Genomic DNA, 25,851 nt, shown 5'->3' on the forward strand with positions numbered 1-25,851 from the left:
TTTAAGGTAACATCTCCTGCCACACCACCTGTACCTTCGTGGATTTCAACATCGCTAAAATCATCAGCCTCTGCCCATAATCTGTTTCTGATTAACAGGGTTGCCGCCTGTGAAGAAGCACCACAACCTATCACCTCATTAATTACTACTCTGTACTGGTAGTTGTTAAGGCTTAGCGGAGCATGTACAACAGAAAGCATATTGGTATTTACACCAATATAAGTAGGATTCACACCACCATCTGTAAGGTTGTACCATGTAGTACCGCCGTCATTACTTTCCTGCCACTGGTAGCTGTAAGCATTAGCCACATCTACAGTAAAGTGAGCATCACCGTCAAACGGAGTAGAATCATCTACAGGCTGTGCGTTAAATGTCGCTGCAGGAAGTCCCTGTATAATTACGTTTGCCGAGTTAGAACAACCATTGGCATCGGTTACAAATACACTGTAAGTACCTGCTGTAAGACCTGTAATGTTTGCTGTAGTAGCACCGTTACTCCAAAGGTAAGTATATGGCATAACACCACCCACAGCAGTTACGTTTGCCTCACCATAAGCAGCACCTATACAGGTAGGATTGGTTTGACCCGCTGTTATGAAAAGTGGAGATGGCTGAGAGATAGTACATCCCTTAATGATCTGGCAACCGTTAACATCGGTAATGGTTACGTTATAACTTCCGGCTGTAAGGCCTGAAATAGTTTGTGTTGTAAGTCCGTTACTCCAAAGGTAAGTATACGGAGCCGTACCGCCATTGGCATTGGCTGTAGCCGTACCGTTACTACCACCGTTACATGACACATTGGTTTGTGCAATGAAACCTGTAAGCTGTAAAGGCTGAGTTATAATTACTGTTGCAGTAGCCGTACATCCGTTAGCATCGGTAATGGTTACCGTGTAAGCTCCCGGAGTAAGGTTTTCAATCATATCGGTAGTCTCACCGTTACTCCATGCATATTGGTAAGGTAATACCCCACCGGCTACGATAGCTGTAGCTGTACCGTTTGCAGCATTAAAACAGGTAATGTTAGTGCTGTCAATAGTTACGGTAAGTAGTTCAGGCTCGGTGATAGTGAAATCCTGAGTGATTGAACATCCGTTAGCATCGGTTACAAGTACACTGTAATCTCCGGCAACGAGCTGGGTTGCTGTAGCAGTAGTTTGTCCGTCACTCCATAAATATTCGTAAGGCATTGTTCCACCTGAAACCGTTACTGATGCCTCTCCTGTATTGTTACCATTACAAAGTACGTCTACCTGAGATGCGGTAAGTGTTAAAACATCCGGCTCAGTAATAACAAATTCCTGTGTGAAAACACAACCGTTAGCATCAGTTACATCAACCGTATATGTACCGGCTACAAGAGCTGTAGCAGTAGCTGTTGTTTGTCCGTCACTCCAGGCATAAGTATATGGCATTACACCACCTTCTACATCAATAGTAGCTTCTCCTGTTGCCGTACCGTTACAAGTAACGTTAGACTGCGTAGTAGCATCTGTTGCAACAAGAGCATCAGGCTGGGTAATTTCAAACTCAAGACTAAGTATACAACCATTAGCATCGGCTACATCAACTGTGTAAACTCCTGCTGTAAGTCCGCTTAATGAAGCTGTTGTTTGTCCGTCATTCCACAAATAAGTATATGGTGTTACACCACCCTCAACAACTAAGTTAATTTCTCCGGTAGCAGCACCGTTACAAAGAATATCTGTTTGTGTAGTTGCAGCACCTTCAATCAATGCAGGCGGTTCACTAATATTAAAGTTCTGTATAATAATACAACCGTTATCATCAGTAACCGTTACAAAATAAGTTCCGGCAGCAAGCCCTGTAACAGTATCGGCAGTTTCACCGTTACTCCACAGGTAAGTATAAGGAGTAACACCACCCGATACAATTACCGAAGCTGTAGCATTATCGTCTCCGTTACAAAGCACATTAGTTTGTGAACCTGTTGTAGATAAAGCAGTAGGCTCATTAACTGTAAACGATTCTGTTAAAACACAACCGTTAGCATCAGTTACATCAACAGTATAAGTACCTGCTACAAGACCTGTAGCTGTAGCTGTAGTTTGACCATTATCCCACAGGTAACTATATGGAGCTATACCTCCCTGAACGTCAACTGTAATTAACCCACTCGCACCGCCGTTACATAACACATCATTTACAACGGTATTAGGAGTAAGAGCTAATGCATCCGGCTGAGATATAATAAAATTCTCTGTTAAAGTACAACCATTAGCATCACTAATAGTAACAGTGTAATTTCCTGCGGCAAGTCCGGTTGCTGTAGCAGTAGTCTGTCCGTCACTCCATGCATAAGAATACGGAGTAACCCCCCCCTGCATTACAACAGTAATTTCACCATCAGCACCGCCATTACACGATACATCATTTTGGGTAGATCCTGTAGCAGCTGCAAGAGCATCGGGCTCATCTATTGTAAAGTTCTGCACTACTAAACAACCATTAGCATCGGTAACTGTTACGGTATAATCACCAGGTGCAAGCCCTGTAGCCGTAGCAGTAGTTTGTCCGTTATCCCATACATAAGTATAAGGAGTAATACCTCCGGTAACAGCTACGGTAGCAGTACCGTTAGTTTCTCCATTACATAAAACATCTGTGAAAGAAGAAGTAACTGCTAAAGCAGTAGGTTCGTTAATGGTAAAAGTATGAGTATAATTACAACCACTACCACTGTCTGTAACAACTACTGAATAAGTTCCTACTGTTAACCCACTTATTGTAGCAGTAGTTTCATTTGTATTCCATAAATAAGTATAAGCACCTGTACCACCTGTAACATCTATTGTAGCACTACCTGTAGCAGCACCATTACACAATACATCAACCTGAGTGGTAGCAGCTGTTGCTGTTATAGTATAAACTTCTGTAATTGTAAAGCTATGTGTATAAACACAACCGTTAGCATCGGTTACATCTACTGAGTAGTTACCAGCTGTTAACCCACTTATTGTAGCAGTAGTATCTCCTGTATTCCATAAGTAAGTATAAGTACCTGTACCACCGGTCACATCAATAGTAGCACTACCAGTTGCTTCACCATAACATATAACATCAACCTGTGTAGTACCTGCTGTAGCTGTTATAGCATCTGGCTCATCAATGGTAAAGTTATGTGTATAAGTACAATTGTTAGCATCGGTAACAACTACCGAATAATTCCCTGCTGTTAAACCGCTAATTGTAGCAGTAGTATCTCCTGTATTCCATAAATAAGTATAAGCACCTGTACCACCTGTTACATCTATAGTAGCACTACCTGTAGCAGCTCCATTACAAAGTACATCAACCTGAGTAGTACCCGCTGTTGCTGTTATAGCATCTGGCTCATCAATGGTAAAGTTATGTGTATAAGTACAATTGTTAACATCGGTAACAACTACTGAATAATTCCCTGCTGTTAAACCTGTTGCAGTTGCTGTAGTTTGTGCGTTACTATCATCCCATAAATAAGTATAAATACCTGTACCACCTGTAACATCTATAGTAGCACTACCAGTGGCAGCTCCATTACAAAGTACATCAACCTGAGTTGTAGCTGCTGTTGCTGTTATAGCATCTGGCTCATCAATAGTAAAGTTATGTGTATAAGTACAATTGTTAGCATCGGTAACAACTACTGAATAATTCCCTGCTGTTAAACCTGTTGCAGTTGCTGTAGTTTGTGCGTTACTATCATCCCATAAATAAGTATAAGTACCTGTACCACCTGTAACATCTATAATAGCACTACCAGTGGCAGCTCCATTACAAAGTGCATCAACCTGAGTTGTAGCTGCTGTTGCTGTTATAGCATCTGGCTCATCAATGGTAAAGTTATGTGTATAAGTACAATTGTTAACATCGGTAACAACTACTGAATAATTCCCTGCTGTTAAACCTGTTGCAGTTGCTGTAGTTTGACCGTCATTCCATAAATAAGTATAAGTACCTGTACCACCTGTTGCATCTATAGTAGCACTACCTGTAGCTGTACCATTACAAAGTACATCAACCTGAGTAGTACCTGCTGTTGCTGTTATAGCATCTGGATCTGTAATAGTGAAGTCCTGTACTACAGAACATCCGTTGGCATCTGTTACAATTACAGTATAATCGCCTGCAGCAAGACCCGTAGCCGTAGCTGTAGTTTGACCGTCATTCCATAAATACGTATATGGTGCAGTACCTCCGGTAACCGCTACAGTTGCACTACCATCTGTTTCTCCGTTACACAGAATATTAATTTGATTAACTGTAGAAACTGTTGGCGAAGCCGGTAAATCAACTGGAAGGTCGAATTCAGAAACACAGGTACCATTAGTAATCGTCCAACGTAAAACATAGCTGGCGCCCGGTGTACCTGTAAAAGAAGTTTCGGCATCTGTATCTGTACCTAAAACACCATCTGTACCCGATACTATAGTCCAAAGCCCCGTACCAAGAACCGGTACGTTTGCAGTAACCGTAATTTCATTACAGGTATTGGCACTAAAATCAGCCACAGCCGTAGCAGCCGATACCACACAAAGATTAGCAGCATCTGAAACCACATACCCACAAACAAAGTTAGACTGGGTAATAACCACCCTATAGTCATAATCTGCCATTGCAGCAGTAACAGCTGTTAAGTTAAGAGTATTTGTAGTAGCGTCACTATAAATTCCGCCATCGGTAATATCTGTCCATGTAGTACCATTATCAGTACTTTCCTGCCATTGGTAGTTTGTTGTTCCCGAACCACCTGAAGCCGCTACAGTAAATACAACGTTAGCATTAACCTCAACCGACTGCTCAACAGGTTGCGTATCAATAGTGCTTCCTGTTCCTATAGTAGTAACATTGTTGTTTGTTCCTGCATAAGAGGCTCCTATAACAGTACCATCGGCATTTACGGCAACAGGCCCTACACCATAGTACATATCTCCGTCATTACCATCGGCATCAGCCAGGCCATAAGCCTCGTTAGCATCACTACAGCCGTCATTATCACTATCTAAATCAACATAATCAGGGAAACCGTCGTTATCACTATCAGCACAATCTAATAAATTTGGTACTCCTGTATCTACACTATAGTTACCAATAGAAGGTGCTGTAGAGTTCGTTATATAATCACCAATACCTGTATATGAAGAAAGTATAGGTACATTACCCGTTGTAGATGTTACATTGATTGCCGTACCCGCAGCTATACCAGATACCTCGGCATATGATGTACCGGGTGAGCTAGGATATGGAACCCATCCCGTTACAGGAGCACCATTATATAAAACAAGGGAGGTACTGGCTGTAGGTGCTATAAGTGCCAGTACATTTGATGTGGTCATGGAGGTTGGTATAGAAAAGTTAAAACTGTTTACAGCTTTACTCTCATCAAGTACCAACTGCCATGCAGGATCGTTATTATTAGGACTTAACTGCCATACCGAAGCAATGTTACTGGTTTCAACCACGTTAAGATCTGTAGCCGAAACATTAAAAGAATAAACATCTCCGGCATTTGCCAGTGTAGTCACAATACTGCCGTTAAGTGTAACGGTTGTATTATCGGCATCGGCCATTACATAAGTAGTATTACTTGCAGTGTTTGAGATATAAAATTTAGTACCTAACATGTTTGTAGGCAATAACATCTCATCAATATTATCACAGGCACCATATGGAGTATTGGCACATTTAACACCAACAATTACTCCTACATTATAGGTAGACTCAACCGTCCACCCTGTCATATTAAGGTCTACCCCTGTTTGAAGATAGGTTTCTCCCGCATTTAATGTAAAGCTTTTTTGAACAACACCGGTTTTGTCTTTTATCAGTACGTTATTAGCATCGGTAGCACTGTAAATCATGGCATATTGATCTTTTTGTCCATTATCCGAATAGTGATACGTAAACAGCCTGTAGCTGTTGCCCCATATTTTTTCGGGAAGTACTACCCACGAGTCGCTTGTGTTAGCACCTGTAAGTTCGTGTATTATTGTTACCGGCATATCGGCAACTAGTAAAAGACTTTTGCCCGACTGGACCACGTTATTGGAAAGATCTGGCACCTGAGCACCTGTTACACTTATTACAAGCGTTTGTGAAGCTGGAATAACATAAGTGGAACCAAGAAAAGTAATTGTTGTCCCCTCATCGCCCGATATTACAATATTCCATATTTCGTCAGGGTGAAAGAAGTTAGGCGGAGCAAACAGGTTAAAGGTTGTTGCTGCCAGTGTTACGTCACATTCGTCGGTATCTAAAATACCATCGTTGTCATCGTCAAGGTCGTCGCTGTTTATTACACCGTCACAGTCAAAATCCTGATTAGGCGCTGTACCATAATTGGCACACTGTGAATAAGCTATTTCACTAAAAAGTAAAACGGCAAACAGCATTGTTAGTTTGAATAATAAATTTCTGGTTTTAATCATAGGTGGTATGTAATAATAATTGGGTTGTTTACTTGCTATAATAACAAAATGCCTTCCTGTCACCCGGACAAAAAAGCTCAAAAAGCCAATAGCTAATTATATTTTAAATAGATTGAACCGTACAGATTAATTAATAATCAAATAAAAGAAGACAGTTCAGGTAGTGGAGTGAGGTAGTTTTTTTCATAGGCATTAATTATTGGGTTTTACTCTTGTTATTTCAACATGCTAATATAAAGTATTTTCTATATTTTATTTAAGATTTAATTAACTTATTTAACAGGTATTTTTCTATTAAATAATAAATATACCTTAAAACTTGATTTATTTAAAAAATATATAGGCTATGCAAAGGTAATTTTTAGGATTATTTAATTTTAGAGTAGAATTACCTGTTTTTTAATAATGGGTAAAAACACCTAAAAGTGTTTTTTTATACCTGATTAAAGTATTTACAGACTACTGAATACAAATATCTTGTGGGTAAAAACAAAAAAAATACCCAAAAGTGGGTATTTTCATATAAAATGGTATGTATTAAAAAAGCATCCTTTAAGGAGGCTTTTTTAATATTAATCTACTACAGTTTCGTCTATTTGCATGTTATTTAAGAAGGCTATGGTATTCTCAATATCATAATGCAGTATTCTGTCGTCTTCCACAAGCGGAACTTCTTCCCTGTATGATTTAAGGAACATTTCTATAAAGTCGCTTGATTTTAGCGGTCTTCTAAACTCAATAGCCTGAGAGGCATTCATAAGCTCTATGGCTAGTATACGCTCTAGGTTTTCAATAATTCTAAGTGCTTTTGTAGCCGCATTAGCCCCCATACTCACATGGTCTTCCTGCCCGTTGCTCGATACTATACTATCGGCACTTGCAGGCGTACATAACTGTTTGTTCTGGCTGGCAATACTTGCTGCAGTGTACTGCGGAATCATAAAGCCCGAGTTAAGCCCGGGATTTGCCACAAGGAATGGTGGTAACCCGCGCAGGCCTGATATTAACTGATACGTTCTTCTTTCTGAAATACTTCCCAGTTCAGACAGGGCTATACCTAAAAAGTCAAGCGTTAATGCCAGTGGCTGACCGTGGAAGTTACCTCCCGATATAATCTGGTCGCTGTCAATAAATATATTTGGATTATCGGTAACCGAGTTGATTTCGGTACGGAATACCTTTTTCACATAATCAATAGTGTCTTTTGTAGCACCGTGTACCTGTGGTATACAACGGAACGAATACGGATCCTGAACGTGTTGTTTAGGGTGTGCTATAATCTCACTATCCTCAAGCAACTGGTTAAAACGTTGTGCTGTTACAATTTGTCCTTTATGAGGGCGCACCATGTGGATAAGCTCATTAAACGGCTCTATTCTTCCGTCAAAACCTTCAAGGGAGATAGCACCAATAACATCGGCAAGGTAAGAGTACTTAATTGATTTAAGCAGAACATACACACCGTATGAACTCATAAACTGAGTACCGTTTAACAACGCAAGACCTTCTTTAGATTTAAGCACTATAGGCTTCCACCCCATTTTCTCCAAAACTTTTGAAGCAGGCTGACGGAAACCGTCCATATTTACCTCTCCCTCACCTAATAGCGGTAATGAAAGATGTGCCAACGGAGCAAGGTCGCCCGATGCTCCAAGAGATCCCTGATTGTAAACAACCGGTAAAACATCGTTATTGTAAAAATCGATAAGCCTTTGTACGGTTTCCAGCTGAACGCCCGAATGCCCGTAGCTTAACGACTGTATTTTTAACAGAAGCATAATCTTAACGATTTCCTGCGGTACTTCCTCCCCTGTACCACAAGCATGTGATTTTACAAGGTTCTCCTGTAGTTTTGACAGGTTTTCGTTAGATATTTTTACATTATATAGCGAACCAAATCCTGTATTTATACCATAAATAGGGTCGCTGTGCGATTTCATTTTTTCATCAAGGTACGTTCGGCATTTTTCAATGTTCAGCCTCGCTTCCTCGCTAAGCTCCAGTTTTTTGCCCTGAGTAATAATTTCGTTTACGACTTCAATAGAAAGCAGGTCGCTGCTTATATAATGTATTGTTTCCATTTATACGTTGAATTGAAGCCCCAAAATTCATTAAACCTTATTTAAAAAACAAGATTTTTATCAACTTTTCAATATTAAGGATGATTTGATTCGATTTCATGATAGGCTTTTCCTATATAATCAGGTATCATAGATGCAGTGAAAGCCTGCATTCCGGTTTGCGGCAGGGCAATATCTGCTGTGAGTCCGTGCAGGTATACTCCAAAAACCGCAGCATCGGCAGCAGTGTAACCCTGTGCCAGTAATCCGGTAATAATACCTGTAAGCGTATCGCCGCTACCACCCGTTGCCAGTGCCGCATTGCCCGATGCGTTTATATGTACCTCATTGCCATATACTACCATTGTACGGGCATCCTTAGCTACAAGTATTACATGGTACTTTTTACAAAAGGCTTTCATCTTCTCTATTTTATCAAAACCATCGTTCCAAGTTCCCATTAAACGTTCCAGTTCTTTGGGGTGCGGAGTAAGTATGGTATTTACAGGAAGTAGTTCTAACCATTCCTTATTATAGGACAATATATTTAGTCCGTCGGCATCTATAACTAACGGATGTTTGTACCGAATTAAAAAATCGTGGAAAGCCTTTTGAGTTTCGGGATGCTGCCCCATTCCCGGACCTATACCTATTGCTTTGAGTTCAAAATCAAAATTGATATGGGTAATATGTTCCTCACCATTGGTTATTGCCATTGCTTCTGGGAATGCCGACTGTATCACTACGTAGCCACACTTGGGCAGGTAGGCAGTTATGAGTCCGCAACCTGATTTTAAGGCCGACTTCGCCGCAAGGCATACTGCCCCAATTTTGCCATAGCTACCCCCAATAATAAGTGCATGCCCCTGTTTGCCTTTATGTGTAAAGGGATCTACAGGCATGTAGCGCTTGTGTGCCTCAAAACTATCGGTAAGGAAATAGTTGGTCTCAACTGTATTAATAAAGTCCCTGTCTAACCCTATATCCAGTATTTCTACTTTTTTTATGTACTGATAATTATCTGAAAGGTAAAACGAAAGCTTGGGTTGTTGGAAAGTTAGTACGGCATCACTGTGTACCGCAAAATTTGTTTTCCTGTCCATAAACACCCCCGAAGGCACATCTATAGAAACCACATACGCATTACTGTGATTAATTTTTTCAATCATCTCCTTAACCGAACCTTCCGGCTCACGGCTAAGCCCAATCCCGAAAATAGCATCTATCACCACCAACTTACCATCAGTATATTGGTATATCTCTTTGTTGTTGTATTTAATCCCGTCTTTATTAATACGTTTCAGGTTGGCCGTAAAATCAGCAGTAGGTTTTCCGGCATCTTCCAGTATATCGAGTACCACACGGTATTTGGACTCATACAGCAGGCGGGCAACTACCAGTCCGTCACCACCGTTATTACCCTGACCGCATATTACATGAAAAAGCGTTTCCTTATCAGGGAAATTACGTTTTAGCCACTGGAACACCTCTGTCCCTGCCCTTTCCATAAGCTCGTAGTAAGTTATACCCTGTCGTTCTACAGTTACTCTGTCGGCTTCCCTATTGGCTTCAACGTCAAAAATTTTCATGTTTACTATTATTTGTAATACTTTTACTAAGTAAATTTATAATAAAGCTTTTAGATGGCAGGCAGATAAAACAAATATTTAACCTGCCCATTTATAAACCACACATTGGTGTTTGTTATAAAATCATCTTAAAAAAAGAATTTCGGTAAAATGAGATATCAGTTTAATAATTTATTTAGAGATAAAATCAGCACTGGAATTGATATTCGTAATATTGAGCCATGTGAGCTTGCAGATAACATTACAGAAGATGAAATTATAATTGTATCTAACTGCTATTTTTTATCCTCAATTTACACAGGAGGGGAAAACCCCGTTTTTTATGACAAAACCGCAGCTGAAGTTTTACACAACAAGATATTAATTAACGATTACATTAATGAAGATGTATCGCATAATTATCTGATGTGTGCCATTGGCTACTCCAATTCACTGGCACAAAAACTTAAGCAAATTTTTAAAGATAACTTTAAAGTCGTTTTATCTTTCGATGACGAATTTTATACTGTTTTCTTTTATAAAACAAGACCGTTAGAAATATATCTTGACGAAGATTTAAACAAATACAAATTAGAAGCAATTCTCACCATTGATACTGCTTTAAAAGACCAAAATGAGTTTAGTTTAACAAACCTAAACCAATAAATTTTGTTTACAAACTAATTTAGTGGCAATACGGTAACCTGAAAATATTTTATTTTGTAATTACCTGCTTTTCATATATTTACAACACCAACAAAAACAAATCATTATGGAAACCAACCTTACCCCACAGCAGGAACAGGAAGCTGTTAACCACATTTATGAATATGCCGCCGACTTATTTATAAACAAAGACAAAAACTCCTACGAAGTTAAAATGGCACTTGTAGCCAAAGGTATGAGTGAAGAAAATGCCCAAATAGTGGTAGACAGGCTTGAAGATGAAATTGAGCAGGCCCGAAAAAGCAGAGCAAATAAAGATATGCTATGGGGCGCTGTATGGTGTATAGGCGGACTAATAGTTACTTTAGCTTCGAGAAATGTTATTGCCTGGGGTGCTATCCTCTTTGGTGGTATACAATTTATAAAAGGTGTTATTGCATCTACTAAATAGCAGGTTTTACTTTAACAATGCATATTCATTTAATATTAAACCCAAAAATTGTGAAATAATTTGTATTTCCCGACAATAGCATGCCATTAGTGCGTTTTTTTCAATAAATTAGCGCCGTTGAAACTTTATTATTATTCTAGATGAAAAATACTGCGCTAACGCACATACACGAAAGCCTTGGGGCTAAAATGGTACCATTTGCAGGATACAACATGCCTGTACAATATGAAGGGGTAAATGTAGAACACGAAACAGTAAGGAACGGTGTGGGAGTTTTTGATGTATCTCACATGGGTGAATTTTTCATCACCGGGCCAAATGCCCTTGCACTTATTCAAAAAGTTACAACAAACGATGCTTCTACCCTAACTGTAGGGCGCGCTCAATACTCTTGCCTTCCTAACGAAGACGGCGGTATTGTAGACGATCTTATTGTTTACAAAATGGGTGAAGAAAAATACCTTTTAGTAGTAAACGCTTCTAACATTGAGAAAGACTGGAACTGGATTTCATCTAAAAACGATGTGGGCGCTACTATGGAAAACGCTTCAGAAAACTATTCTCTACTGGCAATACAGGGACCTAAAGCTGCCGAAGCTATGCAGTCTTTAACTTCTGTAAACCTTACCGAAATAAAATATTATCACTTTGAAGTAGCGGATTTTGCTGGTGTTAGCGACGTAATTGTTTCTGCAACAGGATATACCGGTAGCGGAGGATTTGAAATTTACGTAAAAAATTCCGATATTGAGCAGGTATGGAACAAGGTGTTTGAAGCAGGAGCTGCCTATGGTATTAAACCAATAGGACTTGCTGCCCGCGATACTCTTAGACTGGAAATGGGCTTTTGCCTGTACGGTAACGACATTAACGATACCACTTCACCTATTGAGGCCGGTCTTGGCTGGATCACTAAGTTCACTAAAGATTTCACTAACAGCGAAGCCATCAAAAAACAAAAAGAAGAAGGCGTTAGCAGAAAACTTGTTGGTTTTGAGTTAACCGAAAGAGGTATACCAAGACACGATTATGAAATTACAGATAAAGAAGGTAATGTAATAGGTATAGTAACATCGGGTACCATGGCGCCATCACTTGGTAAAGGTATCGGGTTAGGCTATGTGCCAACTGCCTATGCTGCACCGGACAGCGAAATTTACATCAGGATAAGGAAGAATGATGTAGCCGCAAAAGTGGTGAAGCTCCCTTTCTACAAAAAGTAAAGGCCTATGAAAAACATACTAGCGATAGCCTGTTTGTTCCCGCTGCTTGCAGGGGCACAAAAACACGAGCAGGCATGCAGTGTGTTTTACAACATAAACACGCTTTTACAAAGCGAACATTTTAATCCTAAGCCGACAGACGATAGCCTGTCGGCTTATGTTTTTAATAGGGTTATGCGGGAAATGGACGATAACCGTATGCTCCTGCTACAGGAAGAGGTTGACCTGCTTTCCAAACACAAATACAAAATAGACGATTACATTACAGGGAACGACTGTTCCTTTTTTACCGATTTTGTATCTATATACAAAACAGCTCTGGAACGTAATACCGATATCATTAGTGAAATTGTTTACGACGGAATAAACCTTAACGGTACCGATTCCATTTACTACTCCAAAGAGCATTTCCCCTACCGTACCAGTAAGGAACAGCTTAAAAAGTTTATTCGTAAAAAAATTGTGTATGATGTACTGGAGGATATTGCCAAACTAAGCAAGAACCGCGATTCCTTAAAAGCACAGATACCCGTAATGGAAAACAGCGTAAAGGCTAAAATAGCCGATGCCTACATGTGCCGAACCGAAGCATTGCTTAACCCTAAGGAAGGACTGGACGAAAATATGCATCACAGGTTTTATGAGGCATTTTGTTCCTACTTTGACCCACATACCAATTACTTTAATTACGACGAAAAATCTACGTTTATATCGGCAGTGTCCGATGAAAATTATTCATTAGGAATTTATGTAAGCCAAAATGAAAATGAGGAAATCATAATACAGGAAGTGGTTCCGGGGGGACCTGCCTATAAAACCCAAAAGATAGACAAGGGCGACCAGATACTCAAACTGGCATCGGAAAATACCGAATACCCCGTTACATGCGCCTCGCTTGAAACCATAACCAATATAGTGTTTAGTGATGCTTACAGAACGGTGGAACTTACCCTTAGGAAAAACGACGGTACGGTATATAGCGTTAACCTTGAGAAAAAGGTAATGCGGTCTGAAGACAATACGGTATACAGCTTTGTTATCGGCGATACCCTGCCTATGGGCTACATAAAAATACCCAGCTTTTATACAGCCCGCGATGAGAATAGTTTTCATGGTTGTGCCGATGATGTGGCACGTGAAATCGCAAAACTAAACGAAGAAAACATAAACGGACTCATAATAGACCTTCAGTTTAACGGTGGAGGCTCAATGGAAGAGGTTACCAAGCTCGCCGGTATGTTTATAGATTTTGGCCCTTTAACGGTAGTAACCGGCAGGAACAGGTCGCGCAATGTGATTAAGGACTACCTGAGAGGCAGTATTTATAACGGACCTATAGTGATACTGGTTAACGGATTCTCGGCTTCAGCAAGCGAATTCTTTACCGGAGTAATGCAGGATTACGGACGTGCCATTGTTGCCGGGAACACCACTATGGGTAAGGCTACTATGCAAACCATTTTTCAGTTACAGCAAAACAACCCTACCGATTTTGTAAAGGTTACCATAGATAAGTTTTACCGCATTACAGGCAAAAGCAACCAATACATAGGCATAGTACCCGATATTGAAATTCCCTCATACCTAAACGACTTTTTACCAAGGGAGAAAACCAATGCTACTGCCCTTGCTAACGACAGCATTAATGTGAGGCTGAAATTCCGTAAGGAGAAGTTAGACTACAGGGAGTACGCCATAAAACAAAGCAGGGAAAGGATAAGTCAGGATGCCGACTTTAACGAGATACTTTTGGTTAACAAAACCATCAAAAAAATTTATGAGGAAGACAAAGCCCCTGTTGCCCTTAATTTTGACGGTGTGTTTAACGATGTACACACTATGGATGCCATTTGGAAAAGCATAAGTAACTTTGAAGACAAGCAACAGATAAGCCACATTAAAACACCGCGCGATACCTATCAGCGTATTATGTACGACGACTTTTTGGTCAATACAAACGAGTACCGCGAAAAGCTGGTAAAAACCAATCCGTACATAAAAGAAGGCATAAACATACTTACCGATATTTATAATTTGGAAAATAAGTAAGTTATAGCGTCTTTTTTTACAATCAGCCCTAATAAGATTTTGCAAAAACAGCTAATAACCTTATTTTTGTTCCTCCAAATAAAATTAATTTATGGGAAGAGCGTTTGAATTTAGAAAAGCCAGAAAAATGAAACGTTGGTCGGCAATGGCCAAAACGTTTACCAGAATTGGAAAAGATATAGTAATTGCTGTAAAAGAAGGTGGTCCAAACCCTGAGACCAACGCACGTTTAAGGGCTGTTATACAAAATGCCAAAGCGGCAAACATGCCTAAAGACAACGTTGAAAGAGCAATTAAAAAAGCAAGCGACAAAGATACTGCCAACTATAAAGAAGTACTTTTTGAAGGCTATGCACCACACGGTATCGCCATACTTATAGAAACCGCTACCGATAATAATAACCGTACAGTAGCAAACATTCGTAGTTATTTTAACAAATGTAACGGTACTATGGGAACTCAGGGATCGGTTGAGTTTATGTTTGACCATACCTGTAACTTCCGTATCCCTGCAGAAGGTCAGGATGTAGAAGAGCTGGAGCTTGAAATGATTGACTTTGGTGTGGAAGAGATTTTTGCCGATGAGGATGGTATCATAATGTATGCTCCTTTTGAAAGCTTTGGTGCTATACAAAAAGAACTTGAGAACCGTAACCTTGAAATCCTTTCTTCAGGATTTGACAGGATCCCTCAGGTAACTAAAGAGCTTAACGAAGAGCAACAGGCAGATGTTGAAAAACTTCTTGAAAAAATTGAAGAAGATGACGACGTAATGAACGTGTATCACACTATGCAGGAATCTTAATATTCCCTGTTATATACCATATAAAAAAGCAGCCCTAATAGGCTGCTTTTTTTGCAATAAATTGATGTTGTTATTAATTCTTCTTTCTAAAATTATATTTAAATCCAAAAAAGGTTTGCAAAAAACTGTTCGTCTTTTTATTAAGATTATTGGTTAATCCCATTTCCAAATCTAGCGAGTCAAACAAATTATAAGACAATGCTACAGAAATATCCAAACCTAAATTTGAACAGTTACTTTCTTCAAATCCGTTAAAATATAATAATGCAGGCCCCGTTTTTAATGTCATTAAAAAGTTCTTATCCTGAGAATACACATTGTAACCTGCTGTCAAAGCATATTTAGAAATTATATAGTCGTTAATACTGCTGCTATCCAGTTCGGAATATTGATAGCTTGCTTCCAGACCAAAACGATTAAAATCTACTCCAAAACGTCCTCCAACAGATTTGCCTAAATCTTCTTTTGCTAAAACCAGTCCGGTATTAGCTGAAACAGAAAAATTATCCTGTGCCAGCAGGGTTTGAGGTACTGCAAGAAATAAAAATAAAATAGTATATATTTTCACTTTGTAATTAATTATAGTAAAAGTACTAAAATGCCACTTACAATCGTTACCACAGCTGCAAGAGTTACTCCATTAGAAGCTCCCCCTCCGTTTGCAGTTGAACTTAACCACTCCCATACATTAGAAATATGACAGCCTATTTGATACCATTTACAGCCTTTTTTCTTTAGGAAAGAAGTATCTTCTTGTACTGAATTTGGATCCAGACCGAATAACCAAAAAGAATCTTTGTCTAAATCAACTTCATCAATTGTTTTGTGACCTAAATCAATGTTGTGTTGAATCATTGCTTCGGTTGCTCTCATAATTTCAATACCGGTAGCATCTTCAATGCTAGATTCTTTGTTCAAAATACTAAATGATTTTTTTAACAAATCACTACCTTCAGCTTTGATTTTTTCCAAACCCGAAGCTGGATCAAGTGACCATTTAAAATCATTAAAAGTCATACCCTCATGATAGTATGGAGTAACGCCTTCTACAAAACTAATCATAGCATTTTTACTCTCGGTGATAACATAAGCCGAATCAATTTCTACTGTTTCTACTGTCGTCTTCAGGTTAAAAGAGTTACTTGGTTGTTCTGAAATACTCTCGTTTGAACAAGAGAAAAAAGTAATTCCTGCAAAAGCAATTGCAGCGAATAAAAAGGTTTTTTTCATAATAAAAAATGTTAATAATTAATTAGTGGATTGTATGCTGCAATAGTAATAAATCAAAGAGTTGCTTTAACACAAGGTTATTTTTTTTTATGAAAACTTTAGCACTTTTTGTTAAAGAACCGCAGGTAATGAGTAGAATAACATATTATATTTGAAACAGATTATAAAATCAACTATGAAAAAATTATCATTATACTTTTCACAACACTTCTAATTAGTTCATGCGCTTCAAAAATTGTTGATATTGCATTAAAAAAAACAGGAGTCTTAGATTCCAAATTAACTTTGAAAACATTAACATACAAAGACAAGGTAATAGTTTTTGTCGAGATGATGCACTTAGGGAAAGTCGAATTTTATAACGATGTTAAATCTAAAATTGACAGTTTAGAAAATGAAGGATATTTTGTTTTTTATGAAGGTCTTTATTTAAAGAAAAGTGACCGTGTGATAAAAGAAAACGATACTATTAATTATTTAAAATTCAGAAAAATATTAAACTTAGATCCTTTATTGGAATATTCTAAAGTTAAACCCCTTTCAGAATATGTTTCAAAATATAACCTTATAGATCAGCCCGATTATACTGATTTAGGACTTACTCCTGAAAACTCCCAACCTGTTGATTTACCAGTAACAGTATTGATAAATGAATTTGAGAAAGAAAAGGGTTCTATTATATTAAACGATTGTGATTATAAAACCCCTTTGGGAAGTGAAAACTATACTTGTGAAACAGTTAATAGCGAAGATAAAAAATTCTTCCTGAAAGAAATTGTAGAGAATAAAAGAAATATAAATCTTGTTGAAAAAATAAAAACTACAACTAAAAAGAAAATACTTATTCTTTATGGAAAAAAACATTATGAACCTGTAGACAGGTTACTTAAAGAACAATCCTAAATTCATAAAAAAGCAGCCTTTAGGGTGCTTTCTTTGTACCTTCTCTCCTACATATAAAATATGTTTACTTATGAATATTAATTTAAAAACTGAAAAATTAAGAAACACTATTTATAACGCTATTGAAATGAAATCACTTAGCGATGTGTATACTGATTTTGATGTTTTTACAGCTAAAATAATTGAATTAATAACTACCGATGAGGTTACTCCTGCGTTTGATTTTTTCAATGAACTGGTAAACCTAAAGGAAGAAAGTATTGATAATTTACTGGATGGAACACTCTACGAAAATTTATACCAAGAACTGGGTGATAATGAAACACTTTTTATAAACAGGCTTAACGAACGCTCTGTAAAACTGTATCGTTTAGCTGTGTACATTCGTAAAACCCCATCAACCCGAGAAGAAATAATACAACAACAAAAAAGTTTAGGATTGTAATACTTAATTAATTACTGATGCATCTACAAAACATGGATCCAGATATAAAATCAATGCCTGATGAGGAAGTAATTAATCTGTATTACGAAAAGGCTGTTAGCGGGTTTAAAAAAAGTTGGTTTAGCATTTCACACAATGAGAAATGGTATAAATATATAACAGAGTTACCCTAAAAGGAAAGTACTGCATACCTTGTATGCCTTTTAGACGGCCAAGTATACAACGGAGGTTTTAATCAGTATTTTATTAATGGATACGGTCAGTTTATTAAAGAAAGTATTTTAGCCTTCAAAAGGATTAAGGCTTTTAAAATGGCCGACTTGATTGAAAAAGCTTTTCTGGCAGTTAACTTTAATAACGATGACTATAAGCTGTTTAGAAAAAAAATAATTGCAGGTAAAATTGACGAACTATACAATGATGATAGCAACCTTAATAATTACTTAGAAAAGCTGGATGATGATTACTGGGAATATCCTGAAAACATAAGTAATTTACTGGCTGAGTATTTAAGATTTAAATAACTTTTTTAACTGATAACTCTTGCTCCAACACGACAAATTCCGTTTTTATTAAACTGAATTACTTTATGAAACTTATTGTCCCAAACCGAAAAATCTCTATCTTTTAAGGTAGCTACAATTTTTTTTATGATTTCAGACTTCTGAATTTCATGTGAATCATCCCTGTCTAAAACAATATATAGACTGTTATCTAAAAAAGTTTGATTAACAATCTGTATAATCTTTTCTTCATTAATATTCTCATTGCCTATAAAATACCACTCACTCCCCTTATTAACGAAATCCCAAGTAACCTTATTAAGGTAAGTTGTATTAGATTTATAGATTAATCTTGATTCCATATAAGAACTATTAAATTACAATAAAAGCTGCCAATCAGCAGCTTTTATTGTATATATCTCTTAAAAATTAAATGATACCCCTATTTGCCATACAAACTGGTTATTGTACTTATCAAAACCTTCGGGGTTGCTTTTATAAGTAGCGATTGGAATACCACCTTCGGTATACAGTCCGAAACCATCTGAGAAAAAGTAACGGAAGCCCAGATGTCCGCCAAAATTACGTAATCCCAAATCAAGACCCGGGTAAACATCAAACTGATCCCCTATCCCGAAAATATTACCAATATTGGCATTAAGTCGGGCTTTTACATCGGCTCTGTCCCCAAAATCGGCTTCCTGACCCAAAATATCATCGGCAGAAAGCATATAGCTAGCCGAAAATCCGAACGAAAGATTATCTGCCAGTCCAAAATCAGTAGTGGCAACAATACCGGTACCACCATCCTGTACGGTAGCCCCTATTTGTAGTTTAGTATCTCCTTTTCCGTTAAATGCCTGTGCATTAATAAAGTTGGCACACAATAAAGCGGCCATGGCAATAATAGTCCTCATGCTGTAAAATGTAAAAATTTTCTAACGTAAATATACTTTAAAAACAAGTTAGACACAATCAGGAAAAGGCATAAAATACGGGCATAATTTAAAAAATCATTAAATTTAGAAAACTTTTTTTCACTGTAACTGTAACAATAAGGATATCCTGCCAGTCATTATATTAAACCAGGCAAACAAAAGTTGGAAAGAACGCAAACCGATATAAACCATCTCATTACACTATGTAAGGCGGGTAACCGCAATGCGCAGTTTGAAGTCTATAATTTGTACTATAGGGCTATGTATAACACTGCATTACGTATTGTAAAAGATGAACATTGGGCCGAAGATGTTATGCAGGAATCGTTCTTAAAAGCTTTTACAAAACTGGATTCGTTTAAAGGAGAGGTGGCCTTTGGCGCCTGGCTTAAAAAAATTGTAGTAAATCATAGCCTAGACAACTACAAAAAATTAAACAAGGATGCCGCCCAGCCTATAGACAACATGCTGTATAAACTGGAAGACAGCGATAATGGCGAAGAAGCTAAAATTGATTTTCAGCAACTGCAGGTGCAACAGGTTTCGCAAGCCATAGCGTCGTTAAAGGAAAATTACAGAATAATATTAACCTTACTGTACATAGAAGGTTACGACCAGGAGGAGATAAGTGAAATAATGCAGATAACAGCCGGCAATTGCCGCACAACCATTAGCAGGGCTAAAGAAAGCCTGCTAAAAAAATTAGCAATATCATGAACGAGGATAAAAATTTAAACGAGCTATTTAAAAACCTGGAGGGACAGTGGGATAAACACGAACCTCTACTGGGACATCAGCAGCGATTTTTAGACAGGCTTGAGGGTAAGAAAAAGCGTTCACCACTAACCCTTATACTGCCTATAGCTGCCGCTATACTTATACTGTTTGGAATTTTTACCGTATACAATAACAACGGTACTACTGATGCTACGCAAGAACAAATGGCAAACGTATCGCCCGAGGTACAGGAAACCCAAATGTACTTTGCATCTATTATAGAAAAAGAACTGGCAAAAGTAGAAAAGGAAAAAAGCCCCGAAACAGAAATGATTATAAGGGATGCCCTTGTACAAATGAAAAAGTTGGAGGAAGATTATAACAAACTTACCCGTGAGCTTATTGATAAGGGCGAAAACAAACAGATTATCCATGCAATGATAACTAACCTGCAAACACGTATATCCTTCCTTGAAGAAGTACTTACACGTATTGAAAACATCAAAAAAATTAAAGAGAACTACCATGAAAACACTACCACTTAAACTTTTGGCTTTTCTTCTCTTAATTCCGTTTGGCATGAATGCCGGGCAGGTTAAAGGGAAGTATACCAAAGAGAAAAAGATACAGAAAGTATACCTTGTTAATCCAGATGCCGGACTCGAGGTAGGCAACCAGTACGGAAACATTTATGTTACCACCTGGGACGAAAGCAAAACCAGTATTGACGTAGTTATAAAGGTATCGGGCAATAATGAAGACCAGGTAAATAAAAGGATTAACGGTATAGACGTTAAGCTCAATGCCACCAAAGGACTGGTTGCCTGTAAAACCGAAATCAGCAGCTCTAACTCACGCACCAATATCGAGATTAATTACACCATTAAAATCCCGAAAAACGGAAATATAATACTTCATAACCAGTATGGTAATATTGTACTGGGTGATATTAAAGGACACTCGGAGTTAAAGTGCCAGTATGGTAATATCCAAGCCAATCAGCTTAACCATGTGAGTGCAAAGCTACAGTATTGTAACAGCTCAACTATAAGTACAATGGCTAATGGGGAGATAAAGGCCGAGTATTCCCGCCTTACTATAAACAAGTGTAATAATCTTGAAATTAAAACCGCATATACTGATTACACTATTGACGAAGTGAACAATATAGCTTTTAATTCAGAATATGGCGACCTTAAAATAAAACAAGCCACGAATATTGAAGGCAAAGGGGAATATATAGGTATGCGTTTCGGTACTATTAGAGGAGCTATGAATCTTTCTGCCAGTTATGGTAACATTGATATTCAAAATATTGAAAACAATGCCAAAAACATCTATATAAACTGTGCTTACACCAATGTAGATATCAATTTTAACGAAAACTATGCTTATAACTTTGAGTTCGATCTACAATATGGTAACTTAAGAGGTAGTAACGGACTTAATTTCACCGAAAAGAACGTTAGAAATACCAGTGCCAACTATAAAGGTTACTCTAAGAAAAACGGAGGTAATAAAGTATATATAGAGTCACAGTACGGCAACATCAATTTAGGAAGAAGTTAATAAAATAAGTAATTAAAAGTAACATTTTATGAAGTACATCGTCTTTAAATAAGACAAAAAAATCATCAATCATCATCAATCAAATCAATTTTTATCATGAAACGACAGTTATTATTGTTAGCAGCATTATTTACTCTGCTAACCGGTGCCGCACAGGGTACCCAGAAACTTATTACCGGAAACGGAAACAAAGTAAAACAGCAAAAAGCAATTACAGCTTACCAATCACTTAGAATAAGTGGTCCGTTTGAAGTAATTCTTATGTCTGACGAACACAATAACATGCTATCGCTTGAAGGAAGCGAAAACATTGTTAACCTACTGGAAGTTAGAAACATTAACGATACCCTTTATATAGGTTTGCCAAAAGGCTTAAACTTCAGGGCGCACAAAAACAATAAGGTAAAAATCAAAGTACCTTATTACACTTCGCTAAACAATATCTATTTAAAAGGATCGGGTACAATAAACAGTAAGACTACCCTAAAAAGCAATATAAAAATTCAGCTGGAAGGTTCGGGTTATATTGACCTGAGGCTTTTTAATGCCAGTAGCGAAGCTTATGTACTGGGGTCGGGCAATATTATACTAAAAGGTGCCGTTCAGGATTTTAAATGTAAAGTTATCGGTTCAGGTAATATTGAAGCCGAGCGTCTTGAATGTGCCAATGTAGACATTGACCTCTCAGGGTCAGGTAAGGCCGATATTGTTTGTAACAAAACCATTAAAGGAAAAATTAGCGGCTCGGGCAAAGTAGTTATTGCCGGACACCCAAAAGAACAGGATTTAAAGCGCCAGGGAACCGGTGAGTTCACGGCAGCTTTATAACCTCCTTTTTATACTTACTTTTACTCACTTCGTAAAAACCATCCCCTGAGCCGGGATGGTTTTTTTAGCACTACACTTAAAAACATATAATTACAGTAATAAAATACGGGAAGTAGTAGTCCCGGATATCCTGCATCCATAAAAAAAGCCATCCCTAACAGGATGGCTTTTTGATATCTTTTTGGTACTAATCTCTCTTATTATTATTATTATTTGATGAACTCTATTTTTTGAGTTGCTTCCATGTTAATGCTGTCAAAGAAGCCCTGCTCGTTCATCCAGTCATCACTAAATACCTTGCTCATGTAGCGTGAACCATGGTCAGGGAAAATAAGGATAACATTACTGTTTTCGTCAAATTCACCAGCTTCAGCATACTGTTTAACAGCCTGTAGTGCCGCACCACTCGTATATCCTACAAAAAGACCTTCTGTTTTGGCAATATGCCTTGCAGTGTGGGCGCTATCTTCATCAGATACTTTTATGAACTTGTCAATAACATCAAAATCTGTTGCGGTTGGGATAAGGTTTTTACCTAAACCTTCAATTCTGTATGGGTAAATTTCTTCGTTGTCAAACTCTTTAGTTTCGTGGTATTTTTTAAGTACCGAACCATAAGCATCAACACCAAGAACTTTAATATTTGGGTTTTGTTGTTTTAGGTAACGTGCAGCCCCCGATATGGTACCTCCTGTTCCACTACAGGCAACAAGGTGGGTAATTTTACCGTTTGTTTGTTCCCAAATTTCAGGACCTGTAGTAGTAAAGTGAGCGTCTACATTTAAATCGTTAAAGTATTGATTGATATAGACCGATCCTTTTATCTCCTCATGTAGCCTTTTAGCTACGTTGTAGTAAGAACGCGGATCATCTGCCGATACATTTGCTGGGCAAACATATACCTTAGCACCCATGGCGCGAAGCATATCAATTTTATCTTTTGATGACTTTGAGCTAACTGCCAGTATGCAGTCATAACCTTTAATAATACTAACCATTGCAAGACTAAAGCCAGTATTACCTGAAGTAGTTTCAATAATAGTGTCTCCCGGTTTCAGGATACCCTTTCTTTCGGCTTCCTCAATGATGTATAATGCAATCCTGTCTTTGGTTGAATGGCCCGGATTAAATGCCTCTACTTTTGCGTAAAAATTCCCTTTTAACCCTTGTGTAACTTTATTGAGCTTAATTAGTGGTGTATTCCCAATTAATTCCAATACATTATTATAGGCTTTTATTTCTTCTTTCATAAAAAATAAGTTAGTAAGGTAAACTATGTACAAAGTTTAATTGACCTCAAAACCTTGCAAATCTAACAAAAAAAATTTAATTACTCCTGAATTCCTTCCAAATCTAGTAAAAAACTATACTCTTTAGCGACCTCTTTTAGTGCCTCAAATCTTCCGGAAGCCCCGCCATGTCCTGCGTCCATATTGGTGTCAAGATACAGCTGGTTTTTATCGGTTTTTACGGCTCTTAATTTAGCTACCCATTTGGCAGGTTCCCAGTATTGCACCTGAGAATCATGTAGTCCTGTTGTTATCAGCATATTAGGATATTTCTGAGCTGTTACATTGTCATAAGGTGAATATGATTTCATATAATCATAGTACTCTTTTTCGTTAGGGTTCCCCCACTCGTCATACTCTCCTGTTGTTAACGGTATCGAATCGTCTAGCATGGTAGTTACCACATCTATAAACGGCACCTGTGCAATAACACCATGGTACAGTTGCGGAGCCATGTTTACCACAGCACCCATTAGCAATCCACCTGCTGATCCACCCTCGGCATACAAATGCTGAGCCGAAGTATATTTCTGCTCTATTACATATTTAGAACAGTCTATAAAATCGGTAAAGGTGTTTTTCTTTTTAAGCAGCTTTCCGTTTTCATACCATTCACGACCTAAATCTTCACCACCCCTAATATGGGCAATGGCATAAATAAAGCCTCTGTCTAATAAACTAAGCCTTATGGATGAAAAGTACGGATCCATACTCGCCCCATACGAACCGTAAGCGTATAATAATAACGGATTATTACCGTCCATTTTAATACCTTTGCGGTATACCATAGAGACAGGCACTTTAGTACCGTCTTCGGCAGTAGCCCATACCCTTTTCTCTTCGTAGTTATTTTTATCAAACTTACCACCTAGTACCTCCTGCTCTTTCCTTACGGTCTTTTCGCGGGTTTTCATATTAAAGTCGATAACCGAACTTGGTGTAGCCATAGACTGGTAGCCGTAGCGAAGCACATCGGTATCAAAATCAACATTGGTAGTAGTATAGGCAGTATAAGTTTCAATATCAAACGGAAGATAGTATTCCTCGCTACCATCCCAAGGGCGGATACGTATTTTATTAAGTCCGTTAGAACGTTCGCTTACCACAAGGTAGTTTTTAAAAATATCTACCCCTTCAATAAGCACATCCTCACGATGGGAAAGCAGGTCTTTCCAGTTTTCCATACCTGTAGCCGTTTCCGGAGTCTCCATCAGCTTAAAGTTGGTTGCATTGTCTTTATTGGTTACAATGTAAAACTTATCACCATAGTGGCTAATATCATACTCCAGTCCGCGTGTTCTTTTTTGGAACACTTTAAACTCGCCATCAGGATTTTGTGCATCAAGTATTCTGTATTCGCTGGTAAGCGTACTGCTTGAACCTATTACAAGATATTTTTTTGATTTCTCTTTGTATATAAACGTGTTAAAGGTGTCGTCTTTCTCGTGAAAAATTAACTCATCTTTAGCCACATCGTTACCCATTTTGTGTTTGTAAATCTTTTCAGATCGTAAGGTAACAGGGTCTTTTCTGGTATAGAAAAGTGTTTTGTTATCGCCGGCCCATGTAGAACCTCCTGTTGTATTTTCAATTTTATACGGAAGCACCTCACCGGTAACCAGGTTTTTAACCTGTATGGTATACTGCCTTCTTGAAACGGTATCTACCGCAAAAGCAGCCCATTGGTTGTCCTCACTAATATTGATTCCTTTTAGCTGAAAGTAACTTTGTCCTTTTGCAAGCTCGTTGCAGTCAAACATAATTTCCTCAGGGGCATCGAGGTTTCCTTTCTTACGGGCATAAATAGGATAATCTTTACCTTTTTCATAACGGGTAATGTAGTAATAACCGTTGTAAAGGTAAGGGACAGAAGAGTCGTCCTCTTTAATCCTGCCTTTCATTTCCTCAAATAATTCCTTTTGGAACTCCTTGGTGTGGGCAGTACACTGTTGGTAGTATTCGTTTTCTTTGTTTAGGTAGTCTATTACTTCCGGGTTTTCCCTCTCATTTAACCAGTAGTAATTATCGATCCTAACATCTCCGTGTTTTTCCAGTTTTTCTGGTTTAATTGCGGCCACGGGTGCCGCGACGGTTTCTGTCATTTCAGATTTTTTAGTTTGGTCGCATGCAAAAATAACACAAACACAACTTAAAAGTAAGTGTTTTTTCATTC

At 38.0% G+C, this 25,851-nt stretch carries 21 protein-coding genes and 1 pseudogene; 13 read left to right on the plus strand and 9 right to left on the minus strand.

Going from position 1 to position 25,851, the window contains the following annotated elements; translation table 11 throughout:
• The 3 genes from V3Z67_RS16640 to V3Z67_RS16650 form a co-directional block, all read right to left on the minus strand.
• On the minus strand, positions 1-6,434 hold a 6,434-nt coding region (locus tag V3Z67_RS16640), incomplete at its 3' end, for a hypothetical protein (protein ID WP_330444387.1).
• 572 nt (positions 6,435-7,006) lie between these two features.
• On the minus strand, positions 7,007-8,515 hold the full coding sequence (gene hutH / locus V3Z67_RS16645; protein ID WP_330444388.1) for a histidine ammonia-lyase: 1,509 nt from the start codon (positions 8,513-8,515) through the stop codon (positions 7,007-7,009).
• A gap of 74 nt (positions 8,516-8,589) precedes the next feature.
• Positions 8,590-10,083 carry an NAD(P)H-hydrate dehydratase gene (locus V3Z67_RS16650; protein ID WP_330444389.1) on the minus strand — a complete coding sequence of 498 codons (1,494 nt, stop codon included), beginning with the start codon at positions 10,081-10,083 and terminating at the stop codon, positions 8,590-8,592.
• Between the two features lie 150 nt (positions 10,084-10,233).
• Here V3Z67_RS16650 and V3Z67_RS16655 point away from each other — a divergent pair, with 150 nt between their 5' ends.
• The 5 genes from V3Z67_RS16655 to V3Z67_RS16675 all read left to right on the plus strand — a co-directional run bounded on the left by V3Z67_RS16655 (position 10,234) and on the right by V3Z67_RS16675 (position 15,256).
• Positions 10,234-10,728 carry a hypothetical protein gene (locus V3Z67_RS16655; protein ID WP_330444390.1) on the plus strand — a complete coding sequence of 165 codons (495 nt, stop codon included), beginning with the start codon at positions 10,234-10,236 and terminating at the stop codon, positions 10,726-10,728.
• Positions 10,729-10,834: 106 nt separating this feature from the next.
• Positions 10,835-11,179, plus strand: coding sequence for a hypothetical protein (locus V3Z67_RS16660; protein WP_330444391.1), 345 nt, complete (start codon positions 10,835-10,837; stop codon positions 11,177-11,179).
• A 140-nt stretch (positions 11,180-11,319) separates the two neighbouring features.
• Positions 11,320-12,402, plus strand: a complete 1,083-nt coding sequence (gcvT, locus tag V3Z67_RS16665; RefSeq protein WP_330444392.1) for a glycine cleavage system aminomethyltransferase GcvT — start codon at positions 11,320-11,322, stop codon at positions 12,400-12,402.
• A 6-nt stretch (positions 12,403-12,408) separates the two neighbouring features.
• Positions 12,409-14,451, plus strand: coding sequence for a S41 family peptidase (locus V3Z67_RS16670; protein ID WP_330444393.1), 2,043 nt, complete (start codon positions 12,409-12,411; stop codon positions 14,449-14,451).
• A gap of 91 nt (positions 14,452-14,542) precedes the next feature.
• Positions 14,543-15,256 carry a YebC/PmpR family DNA-binding transcriptional regulator gene (locus V3Z67_RS16675; RefSeq protein ID WP_330444394.1) on the plus strand — a complete coding sequence of 238 codons (714 nt, stop codon included), beginning with the start codon at positions 14,543-14,545 and terminating at the stop codon, positions 15,254-15,256.
• A gap of 73 nt (positions 15,257-15,329) precedes the next feature.
• On the opposite strand, the gene V3Z67_RS16680 is transcribed toward V3Z67_RS16675, so the two are convergent.
• Together V3Z67_RS16680 and V3Z67_RS16685 are read right to left on the minus strand one after the other, a co-directional pair.
• On the minus strand, positions 15,330-15,824 hold the full coding sequence (locus tag V3Z67_RS16680; protein WP_330444395.1) for a hypothetical protein: 495 nt from the start codon (positions 15,822-15,824) through the stop codon (positions 15,330-15,332).
• Positions 15,825-15,835: 11 nt separating this feature from the next.
• Positions 15,836-16,486, minus strand: coding sequence for a hypothetical protein (locus V3Z67_RS16685; RefSeq protein WP_330444396.1), 651 nt, complete (start codon positions 16,484-16,486; stop codon positions 15,836-15,838).
• A 285-nt stretch (positions 16,487-16,771) separates the two neighbouring features.
• On the opposite strand from V3Z67_RS16685, the gene V3Z67_RS16690 reads away from it, so the two are divergent.
• From V3Z67_RS16690 to V3Z67_RS16705, 4 genes and pseudogenes are all read left to right on the plus strand, one after another.
• Positions 16,772-17,389, plus strand: coding sequence for a hypothetical protein (locus V3Z67_RS16690; protein WP_330444397.1), 618 nt, complete (start codon positions 16,772-16,774; stop codon positions 17,387-17,389).
• Between the two features lie 70 nt (positions 17,390-17,459).
• Positions 17,460-17,834, plus strand: coding sequence for a hypothetical protein (locus tag V3Z67_RS16695; RefSeq protein WP_330444398.1), 375 nt, complete (start codon positions 17,460-17,462; stop codon positions 17,832-17,834).
• Positions 17,835-17,866: 32 nt separating this feature from the next.
• Positions 17,867-18,007, plus strand: a complete 141-nt coding sequence (locus V3Z67_RS16700) for a hypothetical protein (protein WP_330444399.1) — start codon at positions 17,867-17,869, stop codon at positions 18,005-18,007.
• An 18-nt stretch (positions 18,008-18,025) separates the two neighbouring features.
• Positions 18,026-18,358, plus strand: a pseudogene (locus V3Z67_RS16705) (DMP19 family protein); the annotation flags it as partial.
• A 5-nt stretch (positions 18,359-18,363) separates the two neighbouring features.
• Here the strand turns inward: V3Z67_RS16705 and V3Z67_RS16710 are convergent.
• Both V3Z67_RS16710 and V3Z67_RS16715 read right to left on the minus strand, forming a co-directional pair.
• Positions 18,364-18,699 carry a hypothetical protein gene (locus V3Z67_RS16710; RefSeq protein ID WP_330444400.1) on the minus strand — a complete coding sequence of 112 codons (336 nt, stop codon included), beginning with the start codon at positions 18,697-18,699 and terminating at the stop codon, positions 18,364-18,366.
• 60 nt (positions 18,700-18,759) lie between these two features.
• On the minus strand, positions 18,760-19,254 hold the full coding sequence (locus V3Z67_RS16715; RefSeq protein ID WP_035134873.1) for a DUF6646 family protein: 495 nt from the start codon (positions 19,252-19,254) through the stop codon (positions 18,760-18,762).
• A 183-nt stretch (positions 19,255-19,437) separates the two neighbouring features.
• On the opposite strand from V3Z67_RS16715, the gene V3Z67_RS16720 reads away from it, so the two are divergent.
• The 4 genes from V3Z67_RS16720 to V3Z67_RS16735 all read left to right on the plus strand — a co-directional run bounded on the left by V3Z67_RS16720 (position 19,438) and on the right by V3Z67_RS16735 (position 22,389).
• Positions 19,438-19,992 carry an RNA polymerase sigma factor gene (locus V3Z67_RS16720; protein WP_330444401.1) on the plus strand — a complete coding sequence of 185 codons (555 nt, stop codon included), beginning with the start codon at positions 19,438-19,440 and terminating at the stop codon, positions 19,990-19,992.
• Entirely contained in the window at positions 19,989-20,537 is a 549-nt protein-coding gene (locus tag V3Z67_RS16725; RefSeq protein ID WP_330444402.1) for a hypothetical protein, read from the plus strand. The genes V3Z67_RS16720 and V3Z67_RS16725 overlap by 4 nt, the downstream gene beginning before the upstream one ends.
• Complete coding sequence (locus V3Z67_RS16730; protein ID WP_330444403.1) at positions 20,518-21,561, plus strand: hypothetical protein; 1,044 nt, start codon at positions 20,518-20,520, stop codon at positions 21,559-21,561. The genes V3Z67_RS16725 and V3Z67_RS16730 overlap by 20 nt, the downstream gene beginning before the upstream one ends.
• 96 nt (positions 21,562-21,657) lie before the next feature.
• The gene (locus tag V3Z67_RS16735) at positions 21,658-22,389 is read left to right on the plus strand and encodes a head GIN domain-containing protein (RefSeq protein ID WP_330444404.1); all 732 of its coding nucleotides are present in this window, start codon (positions 21,658-21,660) and stop codon (positions 22,387-22,389) included.
• Positions 22,390-22,598: 209 nt separating this feature from the next.
• Here the strand turns inward: V3Z67_RS16735 and V3Z67_RS16740 are convergent, their stop codons facing one another.
• Both V3Z67_RS16740 and V3Z67_RS16745 read right to left on the minus strand, forming a co-directional pair.
• Positions 22,599-23,639, minus strand: coding sequence for a PLP-dependent cysteine synthase family protein (locus tag V3Z67_RS16740; protein ID WP_330444405.1), 1,041 nt, complete (start codon positions 23,637-23,639; stop codon positions 22,599-22,601).
• Positions 23,640-23,719: 80 nt separating this feature from the next.
• On the minus strand, positions 23,720-25,849 hold the full coding sequence (locus V3Z67_RS16745) for a S9 family peptidase (protein WP_442902273.1): 2,130 nt from the start codon (positions 25,847-25,849) through the stop codon (positions 23,720-23,722).
• Positions 25,850-25,851 lie beyond the last annotated feature (2 nt).

The sequence above is a fragment of the Flavobacterium sp. C4GT6 genome, from assembly GCF_036347315.1.
Taxonomy (GTDB): Bacteria; Bacteroidota; Bacteroidia; order Flavobacteriales; family Flavobacteriaceae; genus Flavobacterium.